At 62.4% G+C, this 21916-nt stretch carries 20 protein-coding genes; 7 read left to right on the top strand and 13 right to left on the bottom strand.

Going from position 1 to position 21916, the window contains the following annotated elements; genetic code table 11:
* The 3 genes from FFS35_RS15805 to FFS35_RS15795 form a co-directional block, all read left to right on the top strand.
* A partial coding sequence (locus tag FFS35_RS15805) for a type IV secretory system conjugative DNA transfer family protein (RefSeq protein WP_249341688.1) occupies positions 1 to 1482 on the top strand: 1482 nt, incomplete at its 5' end.
* A 116-nt stretch (positions 1483 to 1598) separates the two neighbouring features.
* Entirely contained in the window at positions 1599 to 1877 is a 279-nt protein-coding gene (locus FFS35_RS15800; RefSeq protein ID WP_021233332.1) for a type II toxin-antitoxin system ParD family antitoxin, read from the top strand.
* Entirely contained in the window at positions 1874 to 2170 is a 297-nt protein-coding gene (locus FFS35_RS15795) for a type II toxin-antitoxin system RelE/ParE family toxin (RefSeq protein ID WP_021233331.1), read from the top strand. The genes FFS35_RS15800 and FFS35_RS15795 overlap by 4 nt, the downstream gene beginning before the upstream one ends.
* A gap of 11 nt (positions 2171 to 2181) precedes the next feature.
* On the opposite strand, the gene FFS35_RS15790 is transcribed toward FFS35_RS15795, so the two are convergent.
* The 13 genes from FFS35_RS15790 to FFS35_RS15730 form a co-directional block, all read right to left on the bottom strand.
* Positions 2182 to 2763 (bottom strand): PRC-barrel domain-containing protein, encoded by a 582-nt coding sequence (locus tag FFS35_RS15790; protein ID WP_062127261.1) that lies wholly within the window; start codon positions 2761 to 2763, stop codon positions 2182 to 2184.
* 52 nt (positions 2764 to 2815) lie between these two features.
* A complete protein-coding gene (locus FFS35_RS15785; protein ID WP_062127258.1) occupies positions 2816 to 3637 on the bottom strand; it encodes a family 1 encapsulin nanocompartment shell protein in 822 nt (273 codons plus the stop codon).
* Positions 3630 to 4727: a Dyp-type peroxidase gene (locus tag FFS35_RS15780; protein ID WP_137787968.1), complete on the bottom strand. Its 1098-nt coding sequence runs from the start codon at positions 4725 to 4727 to the stop codon at positions 3630 to 3632. The genes FFS35_RS15785 and FFS35_RS15780 overlap by 8 nt, the downstream gene beginning before the upstream one ends.
* Before the next feature lie 56 nt (positions 4728 to 4783).
* Positions 4784 to 7438 (bottom strand): excinuclease ABC subunit UvrA, encoded by a 2655-nt coding sequence (locus FFS35_RS15775; RefSeq protein ID WP_126014096.1) that lies wholly within the window; start codon positions 7436 to 7438, stop codon positions 4784 to 4786.
* 22 nt (positions 7439 to 7460) lie between these two features.
* Positions 7461 to 9437 (bottom strand): excinuclease ABC subunit UvrB, encoded by a 1977-nt coding sequence (gene uvrB, locus FFS35_RS15770; protein ID WP_062126562.1) that lies wholly within the window; start codon positions 9435 to 9437, stop codon positions 7461 to 7463.
* 64 nt (positions 9438 to 9501) lie between these two features.
* Entirely contained in the window at positions 9502 to 10776 is a 1275-nt protein-coding gene (locus FFS35_RS15765) for a DUF3422 family protein (RefSeq protein ID WP_082824897.1), read from the bottom strand.
* A gap of 40 nt (positions 10777 to 10816) precedes the next feature.
* On the bottom strand, positions 10817 to 12175 hold the full coding sequence (locus FFS35_RS15760) for an NAD(P)/FAD-dependent oxidoreductase (RefSeq protein ID WP_237237782.1): 1359 nt from the start codon (positions 12173 to 12175) through the stop codon (positions 10817 to 10819).
* On the bottom strand, positions 12172 to 13002 hold the full coding sequence (gene fghA / locus FFS35_RS15755; protein WP_062126555.1) for an S-formylglutathione hydrolase: 831 nt from the start codon (positions 13000 to 13002) through the stop codon (positions 12172 to 12174). Before fghA ends, FFS35_RS15760 begins: the two co-directional genes overlap by 4 nt.
* A gap of 147 nt (positions 13003 to 13149) precedes the next feature.
* Complete coding sequence (locus FFS35_RS15750) at positions 13150 to 13548, bottom strand: VOC family protein (protein WP_062126553.1); 399 nt, start codon at positions 13546 to 13548, stop codon at positions 13150 to 13152.
* A 52-nt stretch (positions 13549 to 13600) separates the two neighbouring features.
* Positions 13601 to 14710, bottom strand: a complete 1110-nt coding sequence (locus tag FFS35_RS15745) for an S-(hydroxymethyl)glutathione dehydrogenase/class III alcohol dehydrogenase (RefSeq protein WP_017980840.1) — start codon at positions 14708 to 14710, stop codon at positions 13601 to 13603.
* A gap of 341 nt (positions 14711 to 15051) precedes the next feature.
* On the bottom strand, positions 15052 to 16263 hold the full coding sequence (locus FFS35_RS15740; RefSeq protein ID WP_020486678.1) for a glutathione-independent formaldehyde dehydrogenase: 1212 nt from the start codon (positions 16261 to 16263) through the stop codon (positions 15052 to 15054).
* 231 nt (positions 16264 to 16494) lie between these two features.
* Positions 16495 to 17415, bottom strand: a complete 921-nt coding sequence (locus FFS35_RS15735) for a LysR family transcriptional regulator (protein WP_062126550.1) — start codon at positions 17413 to 17415, stop codon at positions 16495 to 16497.
* A gap of 326 nt (positions 17416 to 17741) precedes the next feature.
* Entirely contained in the window at positions 17742 to 18032 is a 291-nt protein-coding gene (locus FFS35_RS15730; RefSeq protein WP_062126547.1) for a metal/formaldehyde-sensitive transcriptional repressor, read from the bottom strand.
* Between the two features lie 288 nt (positions 18033 to 18320).
* On the opposite strand from FFS35_RS15730, the gene FFS35_RS15725 reads away from it, so the two are divergent.
* The 4 genes from FFS35_RS15725 (at position 18321) to FFS35_RS15710 (ending at position 21820) form a co-directional block, all read left to right on the top strand.
* The gene (locus FFS35_RS15725) at positions 18321 to 19733 is read left to right on the top strand and encodes a cytochrome ubiquinol oxidase subunit I (protein WP_062126544.1); all 1413 of its coding nucleotides are present in this window, start codon (positions 18321 to 18323) and stop codon (positions 19731 to 19733) included.
* A 2-nt stretch (positions 19734 to 19735) separates the two neighbouring features.
* The gene (cydB, locus tag FFS35_RS15720; RefSeq protein ID WP_062126541.1) at positions 19736 to 20740 is read left to right on the top strand and encodes a cytochrome d ubiquinol oxidase subunit II; all 1005 of its coding nucleotides are present in this window, start codon (positions 19736 to 19738) and stop codon (positions 20738 to 20740) included.
* Complete coding sequence (locus FFS35_RS15715; RefSeq protein ID WP_082824896.1) at positions 20740 to 20856, top strand: DUF2474 domain-containing protein; 117 nt, start codon at positions 20740 to 20742, stop codon at positions 20854 to 20856. The genes cydB and FFS35_RS15715 overlap by 1 nt, the downstream gene beginning before the upstream one ends.
* A gap of 67 nt (positions 20857 to 20923) precedes the next feature.
* Complete coding sequence (locus tag FFS35_RS15710; protein ID WP_062126538.1) at positions 20924 to 21820, top strand: bestrophin family protein; 897 nt, start codon at positions 20924 to 20926, stop codon at positions 21818 to 21820.
* Positions 21821 to 21916 lie beyond the last annotated feature (96 nt).

Here is a 21916-nt window from a genome sequence, read left to right as displayed (position 1 = left end):
TTTTACATTGGAGGATCTGGGCTTCATCTTCGTTCCTTCGTCACTACGACGAAGCCCAGATCCTCCTTAAATCACAACCTCAAATCTGTGCCATTGGTGCTGACGGCGGACAAGCAAACCCTCTTGTTCAACCCGCTCGATGCCCACGGTCGCACATGCCGCTACAACCCGCTCGCCTACATCAATCGACGCGATCAGGTCGAAGTCGTCAACGAGCTGCAAAAAATCAGCGTCATGCTTTTTCCCCTGCCCCTGCAGGGCGAGACGTTTTGGGCGGAAAGCGCAAGGACGGCGTTTCTCGGTGTCGCGGCCTATGTCGCCGCCACGGCGGATGATGGCGACGATGCGCTCCCCTTCACCATCGGCGAAATCTACCGCCAATTCGCCGCCGGCGATGCACAGAAGCGATTTCCCAAAATCATCTCGCAGCGCGAGCGGGAGGGCAAACCGCTATCAGGTGCGTGCGTGTCGGCGCTGCGGGATTGGATCATGGCCTCGGCCAATACCTTCACGTCAACCCGCCAGTCCGTCACCGCCAAGATCAATCTGTGGCTGAACCCCTATGTCGATGCGGCAACGGCTGTCAGCGATTTCGATCTGCGCGAGTTCCGCGACAAGCGGATCTCGCTCTATCTCGGCGTCTCGCCGGATGATCTGGATCGCGTGGCACCGATCTATGGCCTGCTTTTCCAGCAGCTCATTGACCTCAATGTCCGCGAGTTGCCCTCGGGTAACAAGCACCAGGTCCGCTTGCTGCTCTTGCTGGACGAGTTCTCGCGCCTCGGCCGCGCATCGGTGATCGCCAATGGCTTCAGCTACGTCGCCGGCTATGGCATTCGCCTCCTCCCCGTCATCCAGAGCGGAGCGCAGCTCGAGAACGTCTATGGGCCGAAAGTCGCCACGGAGATTGAATCCAACTGCGGCGTCCAGATGGTCATGCGCCCCGCGACCAACGATGATGCGAAGGATATTTCCGAGCGGCTTGGCACTTATACGTTTCGCGCCAAATCGCGCTCCTTCGGCATGTGGGGCCGTGGGGGCGGCTCGGTATCGGAATCCGATCAGCGCCGGCCCCTGATGCTTCCTCAAGAGCTGATGCAGCTCCCCGAAAAGGACATGATCGTCCTGCGCCTCGGCATCCCGCCCGTCTATGGCAAGAAAATCCGCTATTATACGGAGAAGGCCATGGTCGCACTGACCAAGATCCCCGCACCGCAAATGCCGAACATTCGACCCGACCCCACCGCACCGATAAACAGCCTGCGGGTGATCGCCGCGGCCGAGGCGGATGATAATGGCGCCCCTGGCTCGGCCCCGCCTGCTCATGGTCCTGGGCCGCAATCCGGAGGCGGCGGCACGGCCCCGACCCACCACCGCTTGAACCAAGCCGCGATCGCCGCCGCCATGGCCGCCCCTGCCGGGGAACGCACCAGCAAGCTTTTCCAACATATTGTTATGGTGGGCGAGGCAAAGGTCGCTTAGCGTTATGTGATCTTGCCCTCGCCGGTGGGATGACCCGAAGGGGGAACGGCTGCACAAGAGAGGCAGGCGCCTTGAAACCAATGGCAGTTTTTGCCATAATGGTAGTGAGGTGATTTATGGCTTCGATGAACGTCTCCCTTCCAGACCCCATGCGGGATTACGTCCAGCGCCGCATCGACAGCGGGCATTATGCCAGCGTGAGTGATTATGTTCGCGATCTCATTCGGCGCGATCAGGGTGAGACGCAGGATGTCGAACGGTGGCTGCATGATCTTGACGCCTCGATCGAACGCGGCCTTGCCGATGCGGAGGCGGGGCGCACCCACGACCTCGACGACGCCTGCGATGCTATCATCGACAGGATTCGGACACGGGCAAGCGCTCAGCCGCAATGAAAGTCATCCTGACGCCGGATGCGCTGGCCGACCTCGATCACATCGCCGAACATATCGAAAAGGACAATCCCGCGAGAGCCATCAGCTTTGTCGAGGAATTGCGTGAGGCGGCCCGTCGCCTTGCCGATCTGCCCCAGGGCTATCCTCTGGTGCCTCGCTATGAGCGCTACGGTATCCGTCGCCGTTCCTATCGCCGCTATGGCATCCTCTACCGGCCAGAAGCCCACCGTATCCTGATCCTGCGCTTTCTTGGCCCCGGTCAAGATCATGATCGCGCGCTCCAATTGGTTTGAGCGATCGCTTGCTAGGGATTGATCGGAGCGAAGGCGGGCCAGTCACGACTTTTGAGGCCGGGCTGTGACAGGAAGCTCGGGCCGTCCAGCAACAGCGTCATGCGCGTGTAGCCGATCCTGAGGGATTCGAGCGGCACCGCTCGCAATGTCTCTTCAAGACCGGCATATCGCTCGTCCGAGATCACCACATAGTTTATCCTGCCGGTCGAACATTCGATCAGGGCCTCGACAACCCGGCCCAGATTCATCCCGCTCTTGTCATCAACCGCCATGCCGATCAGGCCGGTCGCGGTGAACAGGTTCGGCGTATCGGATCTTTGGCTGGCTGTTTCGGCCGATCGGCCGCCATCCTCATATTTGGTCTGCTGCCCCAACCATCGCCAGATACCGACGAGGTTCGTCAGCATCAGGAATCCATTGGTGGCAACCAAGGCTGTCTGTCCTGTGGCGTAGCCCAATGTGGTCCAGCAAACCGAGCTGATGCTGAACACCACGAAGCCCCAGCCCGTCACGCGCGCGCCCAGGTTGGAAGCCGTCATCATCGCCGCGATCATCGTCGCGATCGTGGCGAGCCAACCGACGAGACTTATCATCGTCCCACCCCTCGCTGCGGCCCGCGTGGGGGCGGCGCAACCGGCAACGCCTTCACGCCGGCTGCGCCGACGCTTCCGCTGTCGGGAGCGAAACAGCCGCCTCGCTCGTCAGCAGCCGGAAGGTGAAGCTCTCTTGCAGGTACAGCTCAACCACCTCGGCGGTGTGGCTGAGATAGCCAATCGACAAGTCCTGTCCGAGATCGAGTTCGAAATCGCCGCCCCGTGTTGTCAGGACGACGCCGCCCGTGATGCCCGGCGCCCAGATGATATCGCCATCCACCAGACGATTGATGTGCTGGAGCACCGGATAGCCCTCCTCGCTGCCGCCGCTGATCGCGGTGAACGGATCATCGCCCAGCACCAGTCGATAAGGCCCCTCGACCCCGGCAAGGCGCAACCGGTCGACGGCTTGGGCGACGATGGCGGGATATCCGGCGACGGCCGTGGGCAGCGGCACCGGCTCGTTGCTCGCGCCGGGACGGATGCCGCCGATATCGGCAGCGGCATAGCCATCAAAGATCGCACGATTTTCGGCAAAGGCGATCGTGCGGGCAGCTTCCTTGAGCGGCTGCCAGTCGGAATCTTCGGAGCCACGCTCCACATCGTCGATCGCAGCGCGGGTCAGCGTGAAGGGCACGCGCAGTTCGACTACGGCATTGGCCGCACGCCGCACGGCCTGGACGCCATCGCTCGGCGCATCGATCGGCTTGGTGTGGCCCGTGCCCACGGCCGCGAGCGTAGCCCCCTTCGGGTCCGGCACGTCCACGACGCGGCGCGCGGCCAGATAGCGCTTGAGGGTTCGGGTCGCCTCTTGTTCGATCTGTGCCCAGGCGGCGTCTGAGATCGGGGCGAGTTCGCGATGGAGGTTATTCATGTCCGGCCTCGTCTTTGAGTGATCCAATGCGGAGCGATCCGTCCAATGCCGTTGGAGCCTCCGGGGTCGGAGCCGTGGGTGCCGGCGCAGCCACCGCTTCATCGCCATTGCTATCGTCGCCATCGGCCGCAGGCGGCCCCGGCGTCACGGCGTCCAGAAAGTCGGCCGACGGCACGAAATAGAGCGAGCCGGTCACGGCCCGGCTGACATCGAGCAGGCGATCGTAGTTGCCGGGCGGCAGGCCGATGAACATATTGTCGAGCATCCGCTCGATCCGCGTGGGTGAGCGGGCGTAACCGATGAAATAGGTGCCGAACTCCCCCTTGCCGACATCGCCGAACGGCATGTTGTCGCGCAGGATCTGGAGTTGCTCGCCGTCCTCCTCGATGTTGGTGAGGACGTTGTGCGCGAAGCTCGGCTTCGCTGCCTCGTCCAGCTCGATGTCCGACAGTTTCTCGCGCCCGACGATCTTCTCCTGTTGCTCGACGGGAATCGCGTTCCACTTGTCGAGGTCATGGAGGTATTTCTGGACGATCACATAGCTGCCGCCAGCGAAGACCGGATCGTCCGCCGCCCCGATCACCGTGGCATCTCTCGCCCCCTGCTCGACGGGGTTTTCCGTCCCATCGACGAAGCCCAGTAAGTCGCGATCATCGAAGTAGCGGAAGCCATGCACCTCGTCCGTGACCGAGGCGACGCCGGCGAGGCGCTTCACGATCTGCGCGGCCATCTCGAAGCACAGGTCCTGCCGTGCGGCGCGAATGTGGAACAGCAGGTCGCCGGGTGTCCAAGGCGCATGATGGACGCCATGAATTTCCCGGAACGGATGCAGCTCCTTCGGCCGCGGTGCCCCGAACAGTCGGTCCCAGGCATCGGAGCCGATCCCCATGATGCAGGAAAGCCCTCCATCCGCTGCCCTAAAGCCGACGCCACGCACCAGCGAGGAAAGGATTGCGCAGAGATTTCGCACCGCCATCTCGGGCTTTGCACCCGCGCCCATCGACACCACGAGGAAGATGGCTGCACGAGTGAGCCGGGCATCGACGGCCTGGGAACGTGCGGTAACATCCTGAGCGACAGTGGAAGGCAAGCTCGTCTCCTATGGCCGGACCCGGCCCATCGTTATGGCACACACCCAAGAGGCGGCTAAAGCGCCGCCTTGAGATAGGGCGCGGTCAGACTGCCTTCCGCCTCTGCAACGTCGCTAGGGACGCCGCTGGCGATGATTAGGCCACCTTCCTCCCCGGCTCCCGGTCCGAGATCGATGACCCAATCCACCTGTGCGATGGCGCGCATGTCATGCTCGACGACAACAACCGTATTGCCCACGTCGACAAGGCCCTGCAGGTGCCGCATCAGCCGGTCCGCGTCGGACGGGTGAAGCCCCGAAGTAGGCTCGTCGAGGATGTAGATGGTGTTGCCGCGCTGGGCGCGTTGCAGCTCGGTCGCAAGCTTGATGCGCTGCGCCTCGCCGCCCGACAGTTCCGTCGCCGGCTGCCCGAGCCTCAGATATCCAAGGCCGATCTCCCGCAGCACATCCAGCGAGCGCATGACGGACGCCTCACCCGCGAAGAAGTCGCACGCCTCGTCCACCGTCAGCTCCAGCACCTGGGCGATGTTGCGGCCGTTCCATTCGACTTCGAGCGTTTGCGGGTTGTAGCGGCTGCCGTGGCAGGTCGAGCACGGCGCATAGACGCTTGGCAGGAACAGCAGCTCCACCATCACGAACCCCTCGCCCTCACATACCGGGCAGCGGCCTTCGGCGACGTTGAACGAGAAGCGGCCGGGGCTGTAACGGCGCTTCTTGGCCAACGGAGTGCCGGCAAAGATCTTGCGCACATGATCGAACAGGCCGCTGTAGGTGGAGAGGTTCGAGCGTGGGGTGCGGCCGATCGGCTTCTGATCGACCCGCACCAGTCTGCGCACATGCTCCATGCCCGCAACGATGCGGCCTTCGGTCTCTTCCTGCGCAACATCAAGCAGCGGATCGGCATCCTCTTCCTCGGCAGCCGGCGAGCCGCCGAGCTGTTCCGCGACAAGCTCCGGCAGCGCCTGGCTGACCAGACTGGACTTGCCCGATCCCGAAACCCCGGTGACAGCGGTGAAGCAACCGATCGGAAGCTCGACGTCGAGGCCGCGCAGGTTGTTGCGCGTCACCCCCTCTAGACGGAGCCAAGCCTTTGCTTCGCGCGGGGTCCGGTCATGGGCGACGGGCTCTGCGAACAGATAGCGGCGCGTGATCGACGCCTCGACGTCGGCCAGTCCCGCGATCGGCCCGCTGTAGAGCACTTCACCGCCCTTTTCGCCTGCTCCTGGCCCTACATCGACCAGCCATTCGGCATGGCGGATCACGTCAAGATCATGCTCGACGACGAACAGCGAGTTGCCCGCCGCTTTCAGCCGCTCAAGGATGGTGAGCAAAGCTTCGCCGTCTGCCGGGTGCAGCCCCGCCGAGGGCTCGTCCAGCACATAGACCACGCCGAAAAGCTGCGAGGACAATTGAGTGGCAAGGCGCAGGCGTTGCAGCTCGCCGGAGGAAAGCGTCGGCGTGCTTCGGTCGAGCGAGATGTAGCCAAGGCCAAGATCGATCAGCGGGCCGAGCCGTTCGAGCAGCTCGGATGCGAGACGCTGCGCGGCGACCCGCTTCTCATCGGAGAGGTTGGGCGTGCGGCGCACGTCGGGCGCTGCCTTGTGCGCCGAGCCTCCCGCCGCGACCCTGCGTTCAACTGCCGCATCGCGGGCCGCCTTGCCAAGAACATGGCCCTTCGGGGCCGCCGCGGCGCCCCCATACTCGCCATGCGCGACAGGCGTGAGCAAGTCCCGGAGCTTCAGCACCGTCAGGTCGCCAAACTCGGCGATGTCGAGGCCCGCGAACTTCACCGACAGAGCCTCGCGCTTCAGCCGCTTGCCGTCGCAGGTCGGGCAATCGCGGCCTATGATATATTGCGAGACGCGCTTCTTCATCAGCGCGCTTTTGGTGTTGGCGAACGTCTCCAGCACATAGCGACGGGCGCCGGTGAAGGTGCCCTGATAGCTCGGCTCCATGCGGCGCTTGAGGGCGACGCGCGTCTGCTCGGGCGTCAGACCCGCATAGACCGGCACCGTCGGCGTCTCGTCGGTGAAGAGTATCCAGTCGCGATCCTTCTTCGGAAGATCCCGCCATGGGGTGTCGACATCATAGCCGAGCGAGACGAGGATATCGCGCAGGTTCTGGCCGTGCCACGCGGGCGGCCATGCGGCGATGGCGCGTTCCCGGATCGTCAGCGTGTCGTCGGGCACCATCGTCTCTTCGGTCGCGTCATAGACGCGCCCGATGCCGTGGCAGGTCGGGCAGGCGCCCGCGACTGTGTTTGGCGAGAAGTCCTCCGCATAGAGCATGGGCTGATTGCGCGGATATTCGCCGACGCGCGAGTAGAGCATCCGTACCAGGCTGGAGAGCGTCGTCACGCTCCCAACCGAGGACCGCGCATTGGCCGAGCCGCGCTGCTGCTGCAACGCGACTGCGGGAGGCAACCCGTCGATAGCGTCAACCTCCGGCACACCGGCCTGATCGATCAGGCGGCGGGCGTAGGGCGCGACCGATTCCAGATAGCGGCGCTGTGCCTCGGCATAGAGGGTGCCGAAAGCGAGGCTCGATTTGCCCGATCCGGATATGCCGGTGAACACCACGAAGGCGTCGCGCGGCACGTCCACGTCGACATTCTTGAGATTGTTCTGCCGCGCGCCGCGTACCTGAACGAAGCCGGAGCGCGGCGCGCGTTCCTTGCCGGGGGTGGTTTGAGGCTCCTGATCCTTGCTCATACGGTCACTTTCACTCGGCGCATCACAGATAGATGAACTGACGGTACAGGCCGTCCAACTCGCCCCGGATCGTCTCCGCCCGATCCTCGTCATCGTTATCTACTGCCGTCAGCAGCGCCTGTTCCTTCGCGGTGATCCGGTCGCACAGCTCGTACAGATTTTCGCAGAAAGCCTCCGAATGGACCGACGGCTCTTCCCGGTCGGGCTGCGCCGACGCCAGGCCGCGAACCGACGAGAGCGGGGTGACATCGTTCTCTTCGTTGAAGGCGATCTGGCGCTGTCGCCGACTCTCGGTCTCGTCGATCGCGGCCCTCATCGCCGGCGTCACGGTATCGGCGTAGAGAACTGCGGTGCCGTTCACGTTGCGCGCGACGCGGCCGATCATCTGGATCAGCGCCTGGGCCGAGCGCAGGAAGCCCGCGCGGTCCGCATCGAAGATCGCGATCAGCGACGCTTCGGGGATATCGAGCCCTTCGCGTAGCAGGCTGATACCGATCAGCACGTCGAACTCGCCCGCGCGCAGGCCCTCGATGATCGCGACCCGATCCTCGACCTTGACGTCAGAGTGCATGTAGCGCGCGCGCACGCCCTGGCTTTCGAGGAATGCGTGCAGCTCCTCGGTCGCGACCTTGGTCAGCGTCGTGACCAGCACGCGCTCATCGCGCTTCGTGCGCTGCGCGATCTCGCGTAGCAAATCATCCCGCGCGCCTTGGGACGGGCGGATTTCCACTTTCGGATCGAGCAGGCCGGTCGGCCGAACGATCTGTTCGACCACCCTGCCTTGCGAGGCCCTTACCTCATAGGCGCCGGGGGTGGCGGACACGAAGATCGTCTGCGGCTTGACCTGTTCGAACTCGTGGAAGCTCAAGGGGTGGCTGTCCTTCGAGGATGGCAGGCGGAAGCCATAATCGATCAGCGTATCCTTGCGGGCCTGGTCGCCCCGGAACATCGCCGAGATCTGCGGGATCATCACATGCGATTCGTCGACGAACAGCAGCCCATCCTTGGGCAGATAGTCGAGCAGGGTTATGGGCGGGAGCGCTGGGTCACGGCCGCTCAGATAGCAGGCGTAATTTTCCATGCCCGAGCAATATCCGACCTCGCGCAACATCTCGGCATCGTTGGTGATGCGATCATAGAGGCGCGCCGCTTCCGTCAGGCGATTTTCGCTGGTCAGCCGCTCGACCTGCGTCTCCATCTCTGCGAGGATCGCCGTTGCGGCCTTGCGGGCCTGATCGGCGGTCGCCGCCAGAACGGTCTTGGGCGATACGAGATAGTGATCGGTGCTCTCTAGCTGCCTTCCGGTCGCCGCATCGAACCACTGGAGGGACGCGATCAGGCCGTTCGCCAATCCGACCCGCAGGGCCTTATATTCCGAATCCGCCGGGTAAACCTCAACAGCGTCGCCATCAGCGCGATAGGTGCCGCGCTTCAGCTTGTGCTCGGCCCGATCATATTGCAGACGCGCCAGGCCGCGAAGAAGCTCTTCCTGTCCCAACCGCGCGCCCTCGGTCAGCGGAACCTGGAGCGCGCGATAATTGTCGGGATCGCCCATGCCATAGATCGACGATACCGAGGCAACGACGATCGTATCGCGGCGCTCAATCAGGGATTTTGTCGTCGAAAGGCGCAACCGTTCCAGATGCTCGTTGATCGAGGAATCTTTCGGAATGAACTCATCGCGGCCCGGCAAATACACCTCTGGCTGGAAATAGTCGTAGTAGGAGACGAAATACTCCACGGCGTTTTCAGGGAAAAATCGCCGCATTTCGTCATAGAGCTGCGACGTTAGCGTCTTGTTGGGGGCCAGGATCAGCGTGGGACGCTTCAGGCGATGGATCACGTTGGCCATCGTGAACGTCTTGCCCGACCCCGTGATGCCCTTGAGGGTCTGATGGTGCGCCCCCTCCTCGATGCCGGATATGAGCCGCGCGATCGCTTCGGGCTGATCGCCCGCCGGGGTATAGTCGGAGTGCAAAATGAATATGCCAGTCGACATCAGATATCCTCCTGCCAGGGCCAGGCCATGAACGCCTCAAGCGTGCCCAAAAACGATTGTCGGGTCACATCTGCCCCTTCGCGGGCGGCTGTCCATGGTCCTTGTGTGCGTGCCTGATCCGCCGAACGGTCCACCAGACACCAAGGAGGACAAGGGGAACCAAAGCTGCGATCACCAGCTCAGGCGCCACTGCGTCGTGAATGCCCGGTATGCCCTTGATGAAATAGGAGAGCAGGCCGATCACATAATAGGAGATTGCGGCGACAGACAGGCCCTCCACCGTCTGCTGAAGCTGCAATTGCAGCTTCGCCCGGTTGTTCATCGAGGCGAGCAGGTCGCTATTCTGGCGTTCGAGCTGCACATCGATCCAGGATCGCAGCAAGGTGGTCGCGCGCGCCAGCTTGTCCGAGAGATTGGCCTGCCGCTCCTCGATCACGCGACAGGTCCGCATGGCGGGGGCGATCCTGCGATGCAGGAAGCTGCGCCAGCGATAGCAGCCGGGGACGAAGGTTTCGCCGAGTGCGGCAAGCCGTTCCTCGACGATCTCGTAATAAGCGCGGCTCGCGCCGAAGCGGTAGAGGCTGGACGCCGTGTCCGCCTCCAGCTCGGCCGAGAGATCCGTCAATCTGGAAAGCAGCGCCTCGCTGTTGCGCCGAGCCGACTTGCGCATCTCATCCGTGATCGCGGCGAGGCGCTTTTCTATATTGCGTAGATGCGGACCCAGCGATTGGGTCAGGGGAATACCGAGCAGGGCCAACGTCCGATAGGTCTCGATTTCAAGGAGCCGCTGCGCCAGCGCGCCAAGCCGGATCGGCGTCAGGCCGCGATCGAGGATGAGGATGCGGGTCAGCCCATCTGCATCCTGACGGAAATCGGTAACGATATCCGCCATGCCGTCCTCGACGAGCGAATGGCAGCGGCTGATCGGATCGAAGCGGTCAATGTAGGTCGCGGTCTCTTCCGTCCACGCCACCACGTCCAACCGGATGCCGCAAATGACCGGCCCAGGCGGGGTGAAGCCGTGCTTGAACGGGTCTTCGCCCGCCAGATCCCCGGTGTCGGGATCAACAGGCGCGCTCCACAGGTAGGTCGAAAACTCCGTATGCTTCTCACAATGCAATTTGCCCTGATCCCAGGTCAGGCCATGAAGGGGGGAGTTCTGATCGGGCAGCGACGCGCCCATTCGGCTCGATATTTCCGCGAGCGTCGCCTTATCCTTGGCCAGATTGCCTTCATTCATGAAGGCGAGCTGCACCAGGGCGCGCGGTGACTCGATCAGGAGATATGGGCGCGCATGTACCTCGTCGATGGCAACCCGCCTATTTTCATAGGTCGGCATACCATAGACAGTCGAACCGCCATTCGGAGCGCTGCCCGCTTCACTCAATCGGCTTTCCCCCCTTGTCATCCTTCTCCCCCACGTCGCGATGATCTAGATCGCCATAAGTAATCAGCCGAGAGCCACGATATCCTATGCCATGGGTCCACAGCCAGCTTAGTGCCACACTAAGCCGGTTCTGCGCCCCGATCAGGAAATAAATGTGGATGAGCTTCCACATCCACCACGCCAGGGCCCCGCGCAACTTAAACCGACCCATGTCGACGACGGCAAGGCTGCGGCCTATAGTCGCCAAATTGCCCTGATGCCGGTAATGGAAGGGCGCGACCTCGTTCTGCCCCTTCAGGCGCTGGCGGATAAGCCGGGCGACATATTGACCCGCCTGCTTCGCAGCCGGCGCAAGACCGGGGACAGGCTTGCCATCGAACCCGTTCGAGGCCGCGGTGTCGCCGATCACGAAAATGTCGCGATGACCCGGCACCGTCAGGTCCGGTCCGACAATCACGCGGCCAGCGCGATCGGCTTCAGCGTTCAGCCAATGCGCGGCGGGCGATGCCTGGACGCCTGCTGCCCACAGGATCGTTTCGGCGGGAATCTGCTTCCCATCCACGACGACGCCATCGGCGGAGCATTCCGTGACCGGCGTGCCGAGCTTGATTTCGACGCCGAGCTTTTCGAGCGCCTGCCGGGTATAGGCGGAGAGGTCTTCCGGGAAAGCCTGCAAGAGCCGTTGCCCGGCTTCGATCAGCACGACGCGGGTCGCACGCGGGTCGATCGACCGGAAATCCCGCACCAGCGTCAGGCGGGCAAGCTCCGCGATCGTGCCGGCCAGCTCCACGCCGGTCGGGCCACCACCGATGATGACGAAGGTCTGCAAAGCGGCACGGCGCGCGGGGTCCGTCTCACGCTCGGCTTCCTCGAAGGCGACCAGAAGGCGCCGGCGAATGGTGGTTGCATCCTCCAGCGATTTCAGGCCGGGAGCAAACGGTTCCCATTGATCGTGGCCGAAATAGGAGTGCCGCGCGCCCGTCGCGATGACGAGCGTGTCATAGGCAACCGTCGAGCCGTCCTCCAGAATGACGCGCCGACCGCCTGTATCGACACCTTCAACCTCGCCGAGCAGGGTCCGCACGTCCTTCCGCTTGGCGAAGAGCGAACGGATCGGCCATGCGATCTCCGATGGCGACAGCGAGGCGCCCGCCACCTGATAGAGCAGCGGCTGAAAGAGATGGTGGTTGCGGCGATCGACGAGCGTGATGTCCACGCCGCTCCCGGCGAGCCGCTGCACGGTTTCAAGGCCGCCGAAGCCCGCCCCCACGACCACCACGCGATGGCGGCCGTGAGCCGGCTCATGGCTGGGCGCGATTTCGCGCATGGTTGAAGGTGACGGCCCGGTCATTGGGACAACGCCGCGGCATGGTGGGCGATATGTTCGCCGATGAAACTCGCGATGAAATAATAGCTGTGGTCGTATCCAGGCAGCCGATGGAGCGTCAGCGGGTGCTCGGCAGCCTTGCACGCCGCCTCCAGCAAGTCGGGGCGCAGCTCGCGCTCGACAAACTCGTCATCCAGACCCTGATGGACGAGCAACGGCAGACGCTCGCGGGCGGCCTTGATAAGTTCGATGGCGTCATATTGCTTCCACGCCTCGCGATCGTCACCCAGATAGGCCGTGAAGGCACGCTCGCCCCAAGGCACCTGGCTCGGCGCTACGATCGGCGAGAAGGCCGATACGCTGCGATAGCGTCCGGGGTTGCGCAGGGCGGCAACAAGGGCGCCATGCCCGCCCATGGAATGGCCCGCGATAGCCCGGCGATCATCGGCCGGGAATGTGGCTTCGATCAGCGCCGGCAATTCCTCGACGACATAATCGTACATGCGGTAGTGTGCGGCCCAAGGTTCCTGCGTCGCGTTGACGTAGAAGCCGGCGCCCTGCCCCAGATCATAGCCGGGATCGTCGGCCACGCCTTCGCCTCGCGGGCTGGTGTCCGGCACGACGAGGATGATCCCGTGCTCGGCCGCGAAACGCTGCGCGACAGCCTTGGTGATGAAATTCTGCTCGGTGCAGGTCAGGCCGGACAGCCAATACAGCACCGGCACGCGACCGTCCTTCACCTGGGGAGGCAGATAGACGCCGACCTTCATCGGACAACCGAGGCTGATCGAGTCATGCTGATAGACGTCCTGCCAACCGCCGAAGCTGGCGTGATGTTCGACACGTTCCATTTTTGTTTCCTTGCTTCGACGGTTGGTGGACGGTGTGGCGATAGGAGCCCTTTTGCTGGCTGTTGTGCGGGGGGAAGCGCCGGCGCCTGTTTCAGCGCCGGCGACAGCCAGTCATAGGGTTGCGGGTATCGCCCTCACCTTCCGGCTTCAGATGAAGGTGTACGAGCAGACCTTGTTGCCCGCCGGATCACGCAGATAGGCCGCATAGGCACCCGGCAGATGGCCACGCGGGCCGGGCTGGCCCTCGTCGGTGCCACCGGCCGCGAGGCCGGCCGCGTGGAAAGCGTCCACTTCGGCGGGCGTCGCGGCGGCAAAGCCAACCGTCACGCCGTTGCTGGAGGGCGCTTCGCCATTGCCGGGACGGGCAATGATGAAGGCGGGCTTGTCGCGACCGTACAGCACCCAGCCATTGCCGAAGGGGCCGAGGTTCTTGACGCCCAGGGCGCCCAGAGCGGCGTCATAGAACGCCGACGACTGCTCGACGTCGGCAGCGCCGATGAAGACGTGCGAGAACACGCCGTTGCCGGAGATAACGGGGTCAGCCATGATATTCTTCCTTGAGGTTAGTGTTTGAAACTAAACGGCGTAATCTGTCGGATCAGTAGTGGATCACGGTGCGGATCGACTTGCCTTCGTGCATCAGGTCGAACGCCTCGTTGATCTCATCGAGACCCATGGTGTGGGTGACGAAGGGCGCCAGATCGATCTCGCCCTTCATGGCGTCCTCGACCATGCCGGGAAGCTGGGTGCGCCCCTTGACGCCGCCAAAGGCCGACCCCTTCCAGACGCGGCCCGTGACGAGCTGGAACGGACGGGTGGAGATTTCCTGGCCCGCGCCGGCAACGCCGATGACGATCGACTGGCCCCAGCCACGATGCGCGGATTCCAGCGCGGCCCGCATGACATGGACGTTGCCGATGCACTCGAACGTGTGGTCGATGCCCCATCCGGTCATCTCGATCAGCACTTGCTGGATCGGCTTGTCATAGTCCTTGGGGTTGATGCAGTCGGTCGCGCCGAACTGACGTGCCAGCTCGAACTTCGTCGGGTTGGTGTCGATCGCGATGATGCGGCCTGCCTTGGCCTGACGCGCGCCCTGGATCGCGGCGAGACCGATGCCGCCCAGACCGAACACGGCAACCGAGTCACCCGGCTGCACCTTGGCGGTGTTGTGGACCGCGCCGATGCCGGTGGTGACGCCGCAGCCCAGAAGGCAGACATGCTCGGGGTTCGCTTCCGGGTTGATCTTGGCGAGCGAGACTTCGGCGACGACGGTGTATTCGCTGAACGTCGAGCAGCCCATGTAGTGATAGAGGGGCTGGCCGTTGTAGGAGAAGCGCGTGGTGCCATCAGGCATCAGGCCCTTGCCCTGCGTTTCGCGGACCGCGACGCACAGGTTGGTCTTGCCGGACAGACAGAACTCGCACTTGCCGCACTCGGCGGTGTAGAGCGGAATGACGTGATCGCCCGGCTTGACGCTGGTGACGCCCTCGCCGACCTCGACGACGATGCCCGCGCCCTCGTGACCGAGAACGACCGGGAAAATGCCCTCCGGATCGTTGCCGGACAGCGTGAAAGCGTCGGTGTGGCATACCCCGGTATGCGTGACCTTGATGAGCACTTCGCCTTTCTGGGGCGGTGCGACATCGATCTCGACGATTTCGAGCGGCTTGCCTGCCTCGAAGGCTACGGCGGCGCGAGATTTCATTTTGATTTCCCTCGTTGGTTGAATCGGACCGCCGGTTGTGAAGCCCGGCGAAGCGCGACTCTCGGACAAACACATACTGGCGGGAGTATGTCTAATATACTCCTAGCCAGTATGCAAGAGGGATATCGACTGAGGGATGGAGGCGCCTGACAGGACGTCATGGCTTGGGAAAGCGCAGCGCGATCGTTGATGCTGCGTTTCCGGAAAGGGGCGGCTTGCCGATCCGGGGGGGAGTTAGATCGACAAGCCGGAAGGGGGTGTTCGTGCGGAAAGCAGTCCGCCCCCTACGACTCAGAATATCCCCCGGTCATGACCGGGGGATATTCCGGGTTAGAAGAAGATCAGGCCGCTACGGAGCCGTGCGGATCGATGACGTACTTGAACGCCGATCCGTCATCGAACTCCTTGTAGGCCGCCGGCGCATCCTCCAGCTTGATGATCTTCGTGTTCATCATCGGGGTCAGATAGGGCATCCGATCGTTCAGGATCGCCCGCATGAGGGCGTGGTTGTAATTCGCCGTCGGCGACTGGCCTGCCGACATCCGCGGCGACTTGATCCAGCCACTGGCCCAATCGACTTCCATGCTGCCCTTCTTGTTGTCCCTATTCTTGGAGATCGGATTGGGGCAGTAAACGCCGACCGTGCTGGTCATCCCACCGAAGCGGACATATTTCAGCAGCGCGTTGGTGACGGCGTTCTCGACGATCTGGTCGGACTCCGCCCCGAACCCGCGACAGTCGAGGCCCACATAGTCGATGACGCGATCGGCCTCGCGCTTGCCGGTGATCCGTTCCAGATGATCCTCGATCGGAATGCCGTCCGACAGGTTGATGGTCTCGACGCCGTGCGGCTTGAGCAGATCGAGCCGCTCCTGAATGAAGTCGGCGACGATGATGGCGCCGGCACCGAGGAGCTTCGCGCAGGCTGCGCCCGCGCGACCGACAGGCCCCGCGCCGAAGATCAGCACGTTCTCGCCGACGATATACGCAGGCTGCGCCGGCCAGTCGGGCGCGGCGAACCCGTGGAACGCGGTCGGCAGCACGTCCGAAAGCAGCGTCAGATCACGGATCTTCGCCATGGCCGCGTCCTTGTCGGGGAAGGCCAGCAGATTGAAGTCTGCATAGGGCACGAACAGGTAATCCCCCTGACCGCCGGTCCATCCGCCCAGGTTGAAGCCGTAGGCGCCGCAATCGACTTCGGGGTTGGTGTGCTCGCACACGTCCGAGCGCATGTGCTTGCAGTTGTAGCAGCGTCCGCAGCCGACGTTGAAGGGAACGGACACGATATCGCCGACCTTGATATATTCGACGTCGGAGCCGACCTCGATCACCTCGCCGGTCATCTCGTGGCCCATCGTCATCCCCTTGGGGACTTCGAACGAACCGCGGTAGATGTGAAGGTCGCTGCCGCAGATGTTGGTGGTGACGATCTTGAGAATGGCGCCGTGGGGGGCTTTCTTGCCCTGCGGCGTAATCAGCTCCGGGAATTTGAAGGTGTTGACCTTCATCTCCATCGGCTTCTCGAATGTGACGATCCTGTTTCCGGTAGCCATCGAATTATCTCCTAGCTCTCGTCCGCCACCCCTCAATAATGTTGAAGTTTCTACCGGACGCGCCAAAGGAGCTGCGCTGAATTAAATCAACACAATACGCCTTTGGCGATCCAGACCTCTTCATTATCGTCCATGCAGAATGGCTTTGGCTGCATGTGACAGCAAACTCGAAGTTTCTATCTTGAGATAGGAAATTCCTATGAGCGTTTTTCGCACCGCAACATTGCCGGTTCAGCCCTTTCGAGGCTGAAATTGGCGATGCAATGCAAGGATTTCCTGCAAAGGAGACACGACTTTGGGAGTGTGGACCAGCTCAAGAAGGGCTGCCGAGGGCGGCGACTTTGCCTCCCCCTTGACGCTGACGAATCCAACATCTGCGTGCGCGCCCGCACCCGTCAGTGCTGAAGCCTGAAGGTTTGGAATGTGGGCGAGGCGGGTCGCAAGCGATTGGGGCAAGACTGCCGCGTAACGCCCTGTGGCCAGATGCGCCGCCAGAATGTCGATCGTGTCCGTGTTGATCGTCGCGGCCGAGCAGTGCGCGAGCTGCAACTGTGCCTCGCTGGGGAGCGCGCCTGCCAGAATGCAAAGCGGCAGGCTCACGACATGATCCCACGCGACTCGCTTGGGCTGCGGCTCTTTGCTCATCTGGAACAGGGTCGTATGTTCCCGGTAGAGATGATGGGTCTCGAACTCGTCCTTCGGAACCTCGCCGAGATAGGTCAGCGCCATGTCCATTTCGTGATCCAGCAAGGATCTCAACAGCGAAGCAGTGCCACTCGCCGTCACGGTTTGCCCCAGCAAGGGGATTTGATCCGCAAGAGCGGCGCTGACGATCGCGCCGACAGCCGAAGTGCCTGATACCATGCCCAAGCGGAACAGGCCCTCCAGCCCTCGCTTGAGGGCCGACAGGTCACTCTCCAGCCCGTCACAGTCCCGTTCGATCTTCTTGGCCCAGGCGAGCACTGTCCCGCCTTCCAATGTGAGACCGTCATATCGCCGGCCATGCCGCACGATCTCGACGCCCAGATCTTCCTCTAGCTGCTTGATCCCCGCCGAAAGCGTCGGCTGCGACACGTTGCAGCTCTTGGCGGCCCGCCCGAAGTGACCCTCGCGATCGAGCGCTATGAGATATTCGAAATTCTTGACGATCATATGCTATCCCATCTGCCTGCGGCATCCGGCGCAGCGACAATTCGCAATTGCGCTCGACTCGCTCGGGCATGGCGGCGGCAATCCTGCACTGAGACCCTTGGAAGATAGATCGGTCAGGATGCGGCGGCGTGTTGAAGCTGAATCATCAATCCAAGACACGGAACCGGAAAAATATATATCCGCCTCTTCGGACGATCTATGAAAACGCCAACCCACAAATCGTACCAAGCGAAGATTGGTCGTATCTTCATTATTACCACCACATTACCGATACATACGCATCAGATATCCAGATAATTACCTATACGGGATGATCTTGGCCGCGCTCATTTGAGATATGTTCTCAATATCTTCATGACCCCCTCCATGTCATTATCGTAAGAGTCACCGTCCTGCCCCCCAATCGCCTTGCTTGAGGGTCCGAACGTCTCTTTAAGATGGCTCTCCATCACCTCCGCCATCAATCCGTTGGTCGCTCCCCGCATTGCCACGATCTGTTGGAGCAGGGGTGCGCAGTCCGTACCTGCCTCGATCGCCCTTTCCAGCGCTTCCGCCTGCCCTTTGATACGGCGAAGGCGTGTGATGGCCCGCTTCTTGTCCTCTGGTGAATGTGGCATCGCGCTTTCCTGAAAGATCACCACTACATACTATACAGGGGGGGAGTTTCAAGCCGCTTGTGAATTAAGGGTCGCGGCTCGTCGACGGCCTCTGCCGATTCATAGCTGCAACGGCCCGCTTTCCCCCTCCAAACATCAGGAGCTGATCTATGGTTCCCTGCCCCCTTGATACTGGTGGGGAGTATGGTATTAAAGTGCGCAAGGCTGTTCCACCTTTCGCCGAGCACGCGCCGCAGCACCACAACGCTGGTCGCAGTTGAGGAGGCCGAAAGTCAGGGAGAAAATCTGGTGCTTGCGAATCTCGATCCGGTAATCCTGGCGCGCGCGCAATTCGCGTTCACGGTCTCCTTCCACTTCATTTTTCCGGCCTTCTCCATCGGCACGGCAAGCTACCTGATGGTGCTTGAAGGGTTGTGGCTGAAAACGGGGAGCGGCGTTTACGCCAACCTCTACCGCTATTGGCTCAAGATCTTCGCCGTAGCCTTCGGCATGGGCGTGGTCTCGGGCGTGGTCATGTCCTATCAGTTTGGGACGAACTGGTCGGTCTTCTCGGCCAAAGCCGGCCCCGTCATCGGCCCGTTGATGGCCTATGAGGTTCTCACCGCGTTCTTCCTTGAGGCGGGCTTCCTCGGTGTCATGCTGTTCGGAATCAACAAGGTGGGCAAAGGGCCGCACTTTTTCGCGACCTGCATGGTCGCCGTCGGGACGCTCATCTCGGCGACCTGGATCATTTCCGTGAATAGCTGGATGCAGACGCCGGCAGGCTATGCGATCAATGCCAAGGGCCAGTTCGTGCCCGCAGGTTCGTGGCTTCCGATCATCTTCAACGCGAGCTTTCCATACCGCCTCGTTCACACGGTCATCGGGGCCTATCTGACGACGGCGATGGTCGTCGGTGCGGTCGGGGGATGGCACCTTCTGCGCGACCGCGCGAATCCCGGCGCGCGCAAGATGTTCTCGATGGCGATGTGGATGGCGGCGCTCGTCGCTCCGATCCAGATTCTCGCGGGCGATCAGCACGGCCTCAACACGCTGGAGCATCAGCCGGCGAAGGTTCTCGCGATGGAAGGTCATTATGAGGCCAGCCCCGACGGCGCTTCGCTCATCCTTTTCGGCCTCCCGAGCAACAAGGATGCGGTGGTCCACGGCAAGGTCGAAATCCCCTATCTGGGATCGCTTATCCTCAAGCACGATCCCAAAGCGCCCCTCCCCGGCCTCAACGACTTCCCGCGCGATCGCTGGCCGCCCACGCCGATCGTCTTCTGGTCGTTTCGGATCATGGTGGCGATGGGCCTCGCCATGCTGGGGCTGGGACTTTGGAGCCTGCTCGCCCGCTGGCGCGGCAAGCTCTATGACTGGCACTGGCTTCACCGCGCCGCTGTCGCGCTTGGTCCGTCAGGTTTCGTCGCGGTCATAGCAGGATGGGTCACGACGGAGGTTGGGCGACAGCCCTTCACCGTTTACGGCCTGCTGCGAACCGCAGAGTCCCATTCCCCCTTGGCCGCACCCGCCGTCGCGGCGTCCCTCGTCGCTTTCATCCTCGTCTATTTCGGCGCCTTCGGGGCCGGCACCTATTATCTGCTCCGGATGATGGCAAAGCCGCCCGCAGCCGGTGAGCCGGAACCGTCCAAGGTGCCGCAACGCGCGGCGGGCATTACGCCGGCGAGCGGCGTCGTGGCATCGACCGGACGGGAGGCATGAACATGGAGCACCTCGATCTCACCATAATCTGGGCCGGTATCATCGGTTTTGCTGTCTTCGCCTATGTCGTGATGGACGGGTTCGATCTGGGGATCGGCATCCTCTTCCCGAGCCTTTCGGTCGGAGGGGAGCGCGATCAGGCGATGAACTCGATCGCGCCGGTCTGGGATGGCAACGAAACATGGCTGGTGCTGGGCGGAGGCGGTCTCTTCGCGGCCTTTCCCCTTGCCTACGCCATCATCCTTCCCGCGACCTACCCGCTCATCATCGCGATGTTGCTCGGTCTCGTGTTCCGCGGGGTGGCATTCGAGTTTCGTTGGCGAGATCCACGCCATCGTCCCTTCTGGGATGTCGCCTTCAGCTTTGGGTCCGTTCTCGCGGCGTTCTCGCAGGGGATCACGCTGGGCGCGATCCTGCAAGGCGTGCGGGTCGAGGCCGATGCCTATGCCGGGGGATGGCTGGATTGGCTGAGCGCGTTCAGCCTCTTGACCGGCGCGGCAGTCGTAATCGGATATGCGCTTCTCGGCGCGGCCTGGCTGGTCTGGAAAACCGAAGGGCCGGGCCAGGAACGCGCCCGTCGACTGGCATTTTGGCTCGGCGGTGCGACGCTACTCGCGCTTTTCGCCGTCAGTGCGGCGACGCCGTTCCTGACCTATGACTATTGGCGACGCTGGTTTGCGATGCCCGGCGTGCTTCTCACCGCGCAGGTTCCTCTGCTGGTGGCAATCTGCGCTGCAACCTTCTTCTGGAGTCTGAAGCGCGGCGCGGAGCGTCTGCCCTTCATTATGGCGCTTGGCCTGTTCTTTCTCGGTTTCGTTGGGCTGGGGATCAGCATCTATCCCTATGTCGTTCCCCGCGCCGTCACGATCTGGGATGCAGCCGCTCCCCCGCAAAGCCAGCTCTTCATGCTGGCGGGTGCGGCCATCATCATTCCGATCATTCTCGGCTATACCGCGTGGGCCTATTGGGTGTTCCGCGGTAAGGTCGGCGCCCACGGCTATCACTGATGGATGAGCAAAAACCGCTCGGTCGACGGCTCGCCTGGATGGTCTTAATCTGGGCGGCCAGCGTTTTGGCGCTGGGGGCTGTCGCGCAGGTCATTCGCCTCATCCTCAAACCCTGACGGCAGCTCGTTTCGACGAGCTGCCGAGGGAAATGCCGGCAAACAGGCGAAGGACATTCCACGGACCATGATCGTTCGATCGCAACCGAGCTTCCAAGATATCATTTTCACCGTGCATGGCTCGATCTTGCCGCGCATCGCGCGGAGGCTGGCGGCGATAGCGATCGTCAGTGTGATCGCCATCCTGGCCGCCCAAGCCCATCCCGGCATTTTCGCGCGTATCTCGACGATCCCTTTCACCCTGATCGGCATCGCGCTCTCGATCTTCATGAGCTTTCGCAACAATGCCTGCTATGCGCGATGGTGGGAGGGGCGGCAGCTATGGGGCGAGCTGATTATCTCGGCCCGTTCGTTCGCGCGCGAGACATCGCTTCTCCCTGACGAGGATCGGCGAGCGTTGCTCCACAGCATATGTGGCTTTGCCTGCGGCCTCACCGCACGCCTTCGCGGCGAGGACGAAATCGCCGCTATTGCGCCGTGGGTCGAAATCGGCCCGGCGACAAAGAGCCCGAACGTCACCAACCTCGTGCTCGATCGTATGGGGCGTAGGCTGCTCCACCTGAAGCAGACTGGCGTCATTACGCCGATTCACTATGCCGTCGTGGCAGAAGACATGCGATCCTTCGGCAAGGTTCAGGGCGCTTGCGAGCGGATATCCACGACGCCCGTGCCGTTCGCATATTCTCTGCTGCTTCATCGCACCGCAATTATCTTTTGCGTGATGCTTCCCTTCGCGCTCGCAGGATCACTCGACTGGTGGACGCTCCTGCCGGTGCTCCTTACCGCCTATACCTTTTTCGGCCTCGACGCGCTGGGACACGAGCTGGAAGACCCGTTCGGCGTCGAGCCCAACTGTCTGCCGCTTTATGCGATGAAGCGGACAATCGAGCGGGATATGTTGTCGCTGCTTGGCGAAGAAGATCTACCCGCTCCACTGGAACCCCATAAATCCGTCCTGAGCTAAATTTGCGCACTCCTTGATACTGGCAGGGAGTACCCTATATTCGGGTGCTGTGCTGGATAGTCGCGTGCTTGGCCCATGCGCCCCCGACTATCTGAC

It is taken from the genome of Sphingomonas sp. 3P27F8 (genome assembly GCF_005502745.1).
Lineage (GTDB): Bacteria > Pseudomonadota > Alphaproteobacteria > Sphingomonadales > Sphingomonadaceae > Sphingomonas.
Note: the sequence above shows the minus strand (reverse complement) of the source record. Positions and strands in the feature narration are given on the sequence as shown.